The organism is Lacisediminihabitans sp., from assembly GCF_036569425.1.
GTDB lineage: Bacteria > Actinomycetota > Actinomycetes > Actinomycetales > Microbacteriaceae > Lacisediminihabitans.
Genome location: NZ_DATCQQ010000056.1, coordinates 1 through 9,032 on the forward strand (window position 1 = coordinate 1; position 9,032 = coordinate 9,032).

Consider the following 9,032-nt stretch of genomic DNA (forward strand, 5'->3'; position numbering starts at 1 on the left):
GCGATGTGCGCGGCGATCCCGTCGACCACCAGCCGGTGGTCGTCGACGATGGCGACACTGATGGAGGACGGCTCTTCCGGCCTGGTCGTGACAGCCAACGCTTCCTCCCGGCGGTCCGCGTGATCGGGTAATGCCACAGACCGCTCTGTACACCGAGCATAGTCAAGGTGACAGGAACTCGCTTGTACCCCGTTCAGGAGGCGAGCAGCCGCGCGAGTTCCGTTCCTACGAGGTCGTCCTCAATGAGGAAGCCGTCATGCCCGAACTCGGAGTGGATCACGACGGCTGTGCCGCCATCGATGTTGTTCGTGAGGCGGCTCGCGATGGCCACCTGGTCGGCGACCGGGAAGAGCCGATCGCTGTCGATGCCCAGTACGAGGCTCTTCGCCGTGACCGCCGAAAGGGCCGCGGCGCTCCCACCGCGGTCGCGTCCGATGTCGTGCGAGTTCATCGCCTGCACGAGCAGGATGTAGCTGTTGGCGTCGAACCGCCGGGTGAACTTGTTGCCGTGGAAGTCGAGGTAACTCTCCACCGCGAACTTGCCCTCGGCACCGAGCGGGCTGATGCTCGACTGCCAACTGCGCTGGAACCGGTCGTTGAGCTCGGTGGGGGACCGGTAGTTGAGAAGCGCCATGCGCCGGGCGAGCGCGAGGCCGCGGTACGGGCCATCGCCATCCGCCGCCTCGTAGTATTCGCCATCCGCGAAGCCGGGATCCATGTGGATCGCCTCGATCTGCACCGAGTTCAGCGCGATCTGGTCGGCGCTGCTCAGCACGGGCGTGGCGATTACCGCCACCCGCTCGAGCCGATCGGGATGCCCGATCGCCCACTCGAGGGACTGCATGCCGCCCATCGATCCGCCGATCACTGCCGCCCAGCGGTCGATGCCGATCGCGTCGGAGAAGGTGACCTGGGCTGCGACCTGGTCGCGGATGGTCAGGTAGGGGAAGCGCGGTCCCCATTCCCGGCCGTCCGGGGCGAGGGAGGCCGGGCCGGTGCTGCCCTGGCAGCCGCCGAGCATGTTGGGGGCGACGACGTGCCACCGGTCGGTGTCGATGTACTTGCCTGGCCCGATGATGCCGGACCACCAGCCCGCGGTGGGGTGGCCGCGGCCGGGGGCGCCGAGCACATGGCTGTCGCCGGTGAGGGCGTGCAGCACGAGGATCGCGTTACTGCGGTCGGCGTTGAGCTCGCCCCAGGTCTCGTAGGCGATCCTGGCGAACGGCAGAGACCCGCCGCGCTCAAGCTTCTGCTCGCCGATCGACACGAACTGGCGATCGCCCGGCTGGTCGCCCTCGCGCCACGCCCCGGTCGCCGACGGCTTGCCGATGATGGCCCTCACGTTGGCCTCGGTGACGAAGCTCGATGGGACCGTGTCCTCGGGTGTCTGCCAATCCATGTCTAGGCAAGTATCCCCAATAGCGCGGGGCCCGATGTCATTGTTACGAGATCGGGCCCCGGTATAGCGGGCGCGTGGCCCTTTGGTCAGGCGTTCTGGGAGGAACTGGTCGCGGCCCGTGCCGCGGCGAATCCGGCGCTCAGGTCGGCGAGGATGTCGTCGATGTTCTCGAGGCCGACCGACAGGCGCACGAGGCCCGGGGTGACACCCGAGGTGAGCTGCTGCTCGGGGGTGAGCTGCGAGTGGGTCGTGGACGCCGGGTGGATGATGAGGCTGCGCACGTCGCCGATGTTGGCGAGGTGGCTGAACAGCGTCACGCTGTTGACCAGCGCACGGCCGGCCTCCACTCCGCCCTTGAGCTCGAACGACAGCACGGCACCGACGCCCTTGGGGGCGTACTCGTTGGCCTTGGCGTACCACGGGCTCGACGGCAGTCCGGAGTAGTTGACCGAGGCCACGTCCGGGTGGTCTTCCAGCCACTCGGCAACGGTCTGGGCGTTCTCCACGTGGCGTTCGATGCGGAGGCTGAGCGTCTCGATGCCCTGGATCAGCTGCCACGCGCTCGCCGGGGCGATGGCGGAGCCGAGGTCGCGTAGCAGCTGGACGCGGGCCTTGATGATGTACGCGATGCCGTCGCCGAGCACGGTCGTGTAGCTTGCGCCGTGGTACGAGGGGTCCGGCTCCGTGAGGCCGGGGAACTTCTCCACGTTCTTCGACCACTCGAACTTTCCGCCGTCGACGATCACGCCGCCGATGACCGCGCCGTGGCCGCCGAGGAACTTGGTGGCCGAGTGCACGATGATGTCCGCGCCGTGCTCGAACGGACGGATCAGGTACGGGGTGGCGATCGTGTTGTCCACGATCAGCGGCACACCGGCCCCGTGCGCGACGTCGGCGACGAGGCGGATGTCGAGGATGTTGATCTTGGGGTTACCGATGGTCTCCGCGAAGAAAAGTTTCGTGTTCGGACGAACGGCGCGCGCCCACTCGTCGGCGTCATCCTGGTTCTCCACGAACGTCGTCTCGATGCCGAGCTTGGCGAGGGTGTACTTGAAGAGGTTGTATGTACCACCGTAGATCGACGAGGACGAGACGATGTGGTCGCCGGACTGGGCGATGTTGAGCACCGCGAAGACCTCGGCGGCCTGGCCGGAGGAGACGAGGAGGGCTGCGGTGCCTCCCTCGAGCGCGGCGACGCGCTCCTCGACGACGGCCTGGGTGGGGTTCTGGATGCGGGTGTAGATGTTGCCGAATTCGGCGAGCGCGAAGAGGTTCTGGGCGTGCTCCGCGCTGTTGAACACGTAGGACGTGGTCTGGTAGATCGGCGTGGCGCGAGCGTTGGTGGTGGGGTCCGGTGCGGCTCCGGAGTGGATCTGCTTGGTCTCGAACTTCCAGTCGGCGGCGTTGTCGCTCATGTCGGGTGCTCCTTGGTCGGTGTGCGGCGCTGGGCGCGATTCTCTCGCGAACAAACGCCTCGTGGCATGCAGCCTAGGAAGCATGGCTGGGTGACGGCAATGGGCGTGACACACGGCGTAATGATTTCGTCCGACCGGATTGTGCGACGCGACTACTCGTGCGAGAGTAGTCGCGTGTCATCCATCCGCCTCTTCATCCTGGGATCGCTCGCGCAGCGCGGACCCATGCACGGGCACGCACTGCTCCTGCTCGCCGAAGAGGAACACATCGACGAATGGACCGACTTCACGGCGAGCGCGGTCTACGGGGCCATGAAACGCCTCGCGGCTGAGGGGCTCATCGCGGGGGAGCGGGTGGAGAAGCACGGGAATTACCCGGAACGGCAGGTCTACCGCATCACGGTTGACGGCGTCCGGGCGCTCGACGAACTGCGGTTGCACGGGCTCACCGAGATCGTGATCAAACCCGACCCGCTCGATCTCGCCCTCGCGCGGCTCGATCCTGAGCGGCTCGACCGGCTGCCGGCGCTGATCGAGGAGCGCCTCGGCCGCCTGCGCGCCACGGCCGAGACGAACGAGGCGCACCTCGAATCGATCAAGGGGTATCTCACGCTCGCCGAAACCTGGTCTATGCGACACCAGCTCTCCCGCTGGCGCGGCGAGATCGCCTGGCACGAACAACTCCTTGATGCACTACCCGAGATCATCGCGGACGAACTGTTCCGGAAGGACACCCCTCATGAGTGAGACCACCGCAGTCGGAGCTCCGGCCCTGGCCGTCGCTCCCCGCCGAGCCTGGCAGGCCCTCAGCGTGCTGCTGATTGGGATGTTCATGTCCCTGCTCGACGCCACGATCGTGAACGTGGCCCTGCCGACCATCCGCACGAGCCTCGACGCGAACGAGGCGACCCTCTCCTGGATCATCTCCGGGTACGCCCTCGCCTTCGGGCTCGTGCTCATCCCGGCCGGCCGCCTCGGCGATCGGTTCGGCCACAAGTGGATCTTCTTCACCGGCCTCGCGCTCTTCGCCGCGGCGAGCCTCGCCTGCGGCCTCGCGCAGGACAGCACCCAGCTCGTCGTCGCCCGGGTGATCCAGGGTCTCGCCGGTGGAATCTACCTCCCGGCCGTGACGGCGTTCATCCAGCTGCTCTTCCCACCGCGAGCCCGAGGCAAGGCCTTCGCCATCATGGGCGCGGTCATCGGTGTCTCCTCGGCTCTCGGCCCGATCGTCGGCGGCCTGCTCATCCAGGCCTTCGGCGAGAAGGAGGGCTGGCGCTACGTCTTCGACGTCAACGTGCCGATCGGCATCATCGCCCTCGTCGCGGCCATCTTCCTGCTGCCGCGGGGCGCCGCGAGCACGAAGAGCTTCGGCGGGGTCGACTGGATCGGCCTGCTGCTTCTCGCGGGCGGACTCGTCGCAATCCTCGTGCCGCTCATCGAGGGGCAGACGGTGGGCTGGAAGCCCTGGACGTTCATCTCCCTCGGCGGTGGAGTGGCGCTGATCGTGCTCTTCGCGGTCTGGGAGGTCTTCTACACGAAACGGGGCAAGAGCCCCCTCGTGCCACCCCACCTCTACAGCCACGCGGCGTTCACCGGAGGCACCATCCTCGCCCTCGTCTACTTCGCGGCGTTCACGAGCATCTTCTTCTCGATCTCGATCCTCTGGCAGTCGGGGCTCGGGCACACGGCGCTCGAGTCGGGCCTCGTCTCCATCCCGTTCGCGATCGGCAGCATCGTCGGCGCCTCGCAGAGCAACCGGTTCGCGGCCAGGCTCGGCCGCACGGTGCTCGTGATCGGGGTCGGGATGCTGACCATCGGCCTCGCCGCGGTGTGGATCATCCTGCTCACCGTGCCGGCCGCGGATCTCACCAACTGGGCGCTGCTGCTGCCGCTCCTCGTCGCCGGGGTCGGCAGCGGCCTGTTCATCGCGCCGAACGCGCAGTTCATCGTCGCGACGGTCGACCCGCAGGAGGCCGGCGCCGCGAGCGGAGTGATCGGTACGATGCAGCGGCTCGGCAGCGCGATCGGGATCGCGGTGATCGGTAGCGTCTTCTTCGGCACCCTCGTGATCGAGAAGCCCACGTTCCCGGGCCGCCCCAGCGCCGCCGAGATCAAGGATGCCGTGGCCCACAACGTGGCCATCGGGTTCACCACCAGCGCGGCGTCGGCGATCGCGCTGAGCGCGGTGTTCGCCCTCGTCGCGTTCTTCCTCGTCTTCGCCCTGCCGAGGCGGGTCAACCGCGGGTTCGCGGAGTAGCGGCTATCGGCTGCGCCGGGACCCGGTCGGATCCGTGCGCGACTCGCCGCCGCGTTTCTCGTCGATCTCGATGAACAACCAGCGCGGCTTCGGTTCGATGATCGGCCGGAAGATGCGCCGGATGCGCGGGCTGGAAAGCGCGATCGAGATGCCGATGCTCGCCAGGATTATCGACACGAGCCACACGGCCGACGAGTGGCCGCCGGTGAGCACGCCCGTCTCGCGCAGCGGATAGAGGATGAAGCTGTGCAGCAGGTAGAGGTACATGGTCGCCTGCCCGAAGCCCGTGAACCAGGTGTTGGAGCGCGGCACGAGCACGAAGAACGCCGCGCTCAACAGGGCGGCGAGGGCGATGAAGCCGAGTCGTACGAAGCCGGCCCACCACTGGCCCTGGCCGAGGCCGCTGTACGAGTCGTCATAGAAGAACCAGTGCGGGTCGATGAACCGCCACCAGGCGATGGGGGCGACGACGGCGACGCCCCACGCGACGAACACGCCGGTCGCGTCCCCGCGGATCCACCAGGTCTGCCGATCGACGACCCGCCACTTGTCCACGAGCTTCCACTGCCGAACCTGCCAACCGAGCACGAAGAACAGCAGGATTCCGATCGCGCGGGAGAGCGAGAACGTGCTGTTGACGTTGTTGGCGTAGCCGACCCCGACGGAGAGCACCACGCTCCAGAGCAGGGGGAAGCGCAGGACCGCGAGGTACGGCAGCACGAGCCGGAAGATGCCGAGCGCGAGGAGAAACCAGAGGGTCCAGTGCGGGGTGGTCGGGTTGACGTTGGTCGAGCCCTCCACGAGAAACTGCACGACGCTCCAGATCGACTGCACGATCAGGTAGGGCAGCACCTTCTTCATCTGCCTCGAGGTGGGCGGACTCGCCGTGGAGAAGTAGCCGCTGATCATCGCGAATGCCGGCATGTGGAAGGCGTAGATGAACAGGTAGACGGCGAGGGCGTTGTGGGAATCGGCGGTGAGGCGCTGCACGCCATGGCCGATCACCACGAGGGTCACGCAGGGGAAACGCGCGTTGTCCCAGAGCGGCACGCGGCGTTTCGGAGTCGGGGTCGCCCCGTGCGTCGCGGCAATCGGGACGGTCGTCGCCCGACAACCCTAGCCGCGCTACGGTTGAGAAGAACTGACCTGAGGGAGTGGATGTGGCTGAGCGACGAGTAGTGGTGACCGGGGCGAGTTCGGGCATCGGGGCCGCGACCGTTCGGCTGTTCCGCGAACGCGGCTGGCGTGTTCTGGGGGTCGCTCGGCGCGCGGACCGACTCGAGGAACTGGCCGCCGAGACGGGCTGCGACGTCTTCACCGCCGACGTGACTGACCAGGCCCAGGTCGACGCACTGCGCAATCATCTCGCCGGCCTCGGACCCGTGCACGCCCTCGTCAACAACGCCGGCGGCGCCTTCGGCATGGCGTCGGTCGAGGCGAGCGAAGCGCAGGACTGGGCACGGATGTTCGACGTCAACGTCGTCGCCGTCAAGCGCGTCACGAGTACGCTGCTTCCCCTGCTGAGGGCCGCGGCGGCCGTCGACGGCCACGCCGACATCCTCACCGTCACCTCCATCGCCGGCCACGTGGCCTACGAGGGCGGGGGTGGCTACAACGCCTCCAAGTTCGCGGCCCACGCCCTGGTCGCGGTGCTTCGGCTCGAGCTCGCCGGCGAGCCGATCCGGGTGCTCGAGATCGCGCCCGGGATGGTCAAGACCGACGAGTTCTCGCTCGTGCGCTTCGCCGGCGACCGGGCGCGTGCCGACTCGGTGTACGAGAATGTGCCGAATCCGCTCCACGCGGAGGACATCGCCGAGGCCATCGTCCACTCGATCGAGCTGCCCAGCCACGTGAATCTCGACCTGGTGACCATCAAGCCGGTCGCGCAGGCGGCTCCCCACAAGGTGATCCGCGGCGAACTGCGACCGAAGGGCTACTAGCCACGCACCGACTGGCAGCGGCCCGTTTCGGCCCGCCGCCGCGCCGAGGCGGGGCAAGCGGCCGTTTTCGCGCGCTCAGAGTGGCCATTCGCCCCGACTCGGCGCCCCGACTCGGCGCCCCGACTCGGCGCGGCGGGATGGGCGGCGGGGATGGACGGCGGGGATGGACGGGCGTCCGGATGCCGCGAGCGCGGGTCAGGCGCGAGCAGCGACCTCGTCGAGCCGGGCGAACGCGAGCGCGGCGAGGTAGGCCGCGGCGGCCGGCAGCACGCTGTCGTCGAACCTGGCGAGGTTCGAGTGGTTGTACGGCGCGGTCGCCGGATCGAGCTCCGGCGGGCACGCCCCCACGAACACGAAGGCTCCTGGCACGGCCCCCAGGATCGCGGCGAAGTCCTCCGCACCGCCGATCGGGGTCGGCAACTCGTGGTAGCCGTCTGCGCCGAACATCTCCACGGCCACCCGCTCGGCGAGCGCGGCGTGTTCCGGGGCGTTGACGACCGGTTCGGTCACCGAGAGGAACTCGACGTCGGCGGTGAGGCCGTGGGCGGCGGCGATTCCCTCGACGAGCGCGCGGCTGAAGCGCTCGACGTTGGCGAGGCTCTCGAGGGAGAACGTGCGCACGGTCGCGCCGAAGGATGACGTGCTCGGGATGACGTTGTTGGTGCCCTCCTCGCCGCCGCGGATCCAGCCGACGGTGATGATCACGGGGTCGAAGGCGCTGAACCGGCGCGTGACCATGGTCTGCAGGCCCGTCACGATCTCCGCGAGCGCCTGATTGGGATCGAGCGCGAGGTGCGGGGCCGAACCGTGGCCGCCGGCTCCGCGCAGGGTCACGTCGAGCGTCGCCGATCCGGCCATCAGCGGACCCGGACGCGTGGAGACGAGCCCGCTCGGCGCCGCGGTGGTTACGTGCACGGCGTATGCACCGACAAGCTCGCCGTGCGCGAGCTCGAGCGCGCCTTCCTCGAGCATGCGGTCCGCGCCATTGTCGCCCTCCTCGCCCGGCTGAAAGAGGAAGAGCACCTCGCCGGCGAGCCGGTCCTTGTGGGTCGCCAGCAGCTGGATGGCGCCGACCCCGATCGCGGCGTGCAGGTCGTGGCCGCAGGCATGCATCCGACCGGGGATCTCCGAGGCGAACTCCTCGCCGGAATCCTCCGTGAGGGCGAGGGCGTCGAGGTCCGCGCGAAGCACCACCGTGGGGCCGGGCAGGTCGCCGACGATGCGCACGACCGCGGAGGAGATGCTCGTCGACTGGTGAGTCTCGAGACCGAGTTCGCTGATCGACTCGAGCACCCTGGCGAGCGTCTGCGGCACCTCGAGTCCGAGTTCCGGCCGGCGATGGATGTCGCGGCGAATGGAGCGCAACGGCTCCAGGTAGTTGGCGGCCTCGACGGCGAGTTCCCTCAGATCCATGCTGACAGTCTCACTCACCGGGCGCCACTCACGAAACGGCCGAACACGAAACGGCCGATCACGAGACCGGGTGCCGTGAGGCGGTCGGTTCGGCCAGGTCGGGTGCCGCTTCCGCATCCTCATCGAGGGTGTCCGCGAAGGCGAGCTTCGGCACGAAGAAGAGCAGGACCGCCGCGACGAGCGCTCCCACCCCGCAGATCACCCAGACAGTCATGTAGCCGGCGAGGCTCGACGCCGTGGAGCCCACCGCGGTGAGCACCCCGGCGGCGAGCACGATGCCGAAGACGGCGGAGGCGAACGAGCCGCCGATCGTCTTGGTGGTGTTGGTGAGCGCGGCCGCGATGCCGGTCTGCCCCAGCGGGGCGGCCGCAGCAGCCGCCGCCGGCAGCGCGCCCACGAGGGCACCGGATCCGAGCCCGGCGACGCACATGTTCAGGAACACCTGCCACGTCTCGAGGTGGAACGGCAGGAAGAGCAGGTAGCCGATCGCCACGAGGAAGGCCGCGATGATCAGGGCCACCCGCGGGGAGAATCGGCGGGAGACCACGGGGAAGAGCAGCGCCCCGACGATCATCGAGATGAGATACACGCCGATCAGGGTGGAGCCT

7 protein-coding genes and 1 pseudogene are annotated in these 9,032 nt (G+C 68.5%); 3 read left to right on the plus strand and 5 right to left on the minus strand.

Annotation, left to right across the window (positions count from 1 at the left end):
- Positions 1-193: 193 nt before the first annotated feature.
- Together metX and VIM54_RS09395 are read right to left on the minus strand one after the other, a co-directional pair.
- Entirely contained in the window at positions 194-1,399 is a 1,206-nt protein-coding gene (metX, locus tag VIM54_RS09390; protein ID WP_331900805.1) for a homoserine O-acetyltransferase MetX, read from the minus strand.
- Between the two features lie 86 nt (positions 1,400-1,485).
- Positions 1,486-2,814 carry a bifunctional o-acetylhomoserine/o-acetylserine sulfhydrylase gene (locus tag VIM54_RS09395; protein WP_331900807.1) on the minus strand — a complete coding sequence of 443 codons (1,329 nt, stop codon included), beginning with the start codon at positions 2,812-2,814 and terminating at the stop codon, positions 1,486-1,488.
- A 174-nt stretch (positions 2,815-2,988) separates the two neighbouring features.
- Here VIM54_RS09395 and VIM54_RS09400 point away from each other — a divergent pair, with 174 nt between their 5' ends.
- Positions 2,989-3,561 (plus strand): PadR family transcriptional regulator, encoded by a 573-nt coding sequence (locus VIM54_RS09400; RefSeq protein ID WP_331900809.1) that lies wholly within the window; start codon positions 2,989-2,991, stop codon positions 3,559-3,561.
- Positions 3,554-5,071, plus strand: a complete 1,518-nt coding sequence (locus tag VIM54_RS09405) for an MFS transporter (protein ID WP_331900810.1) — start codon at positions 3,554-3,556, stop codon at positions 5,069-5,071. The genes VIM54_RS09400 and VIM54_RS09405 overlap by 8 nt, the downstream gene beginning before the upstream one ends.
- Positions 5,072-5,074: 3 nt before the next feature.
- Here the strand turns inward: VIM54_RS09405 and VIM54_RS09410 are convergent, their stop codons facing one another.
- Positions 5,075-6,121, minus strand: a complete 1,047-nt coding sequence (locus VIM54_RS09410; RefSeq protein WP_331900811.1) for an acyltransferase family protein — start codon at positions 6,119-6,121, stop codon at positions 5,075-5,077.
- 110 nt (positions 6,122-6,231) lie between these two features.
- On the opposite strand from VIM54_RS09410, the gene VIM54_RS09415 reads away from it, so the two are divergent.
- On the plus strand, positions 6,232-7,011 hold the full coding sequence (locus tag VIM54_RS09415) for an SDR family NAD(P)-dependent oxidoreductase (protein ID WP_331900812.1): 780 nt from the start codon (positions 6,232-6,234) through the stop codon (positions 7,009-7,011).
- A gap of 195 nt (positions 7,012-7,206) precedes the next feature.
- Here VIM54_RS09415 and VIM54_RS09420 read toward each other — a convergent pair whose 3' ends face one another.
- Together VIM54_RS09420 and VIM54_RS09425 are read right to left on the minus strand one after the other, a co-directional pair.
- On the minus strand, positions 7,207-8,424 hold the full coding sequence (locus VIM54_RS09420) for a M20 family metallopeptidase (RefSeq protein ID WP_331900814.1): 1,218 nt from the start codon (positions 8,422-8,424) through the stop codon (positions 7,207-7,209).
- A 58-nt stretch (positions 8,425-8,482) separates the two neighbouring features.
- Positions 8,483-9,032, minus strand: a pseudogene (locus tag VIM54_RS09425) (MFS transporter); the annotation flags it as partial.

Excerpts from the sequence above, each read along its gene's own strand:
- metX (WP_331900805.1), bottom strand. The coding sequence starts at position 1,399 with ATGGATTGGCAGACACCCGAGGACACGGTCCCATCGAGCTTCGTCACC.
- VIM54_RS09395 (WP_331900807.1), bottom strand. The coding sequence starts at position 2,814 with ATGAGCGACAACGCCGCCGACTGGAAGTTCGAGACCAAGCAGATCCAC.
- VIM54_RS09405 (WP_331900810.1), top strand. The coding sequence starts at position 3,554 with ATGAGTGAGACCACCGCAGTCGGAGCTCCGGCCCTGGCCGTCGCTCCC.
- VIM54_RS09420 (WP_331900814.1), bottom strand. The coding sequence starts at position 8,424 with ATGGATCTGAGGGAACTCGCCGTCGAGGCCGCCAACTACCTGGAGCCG.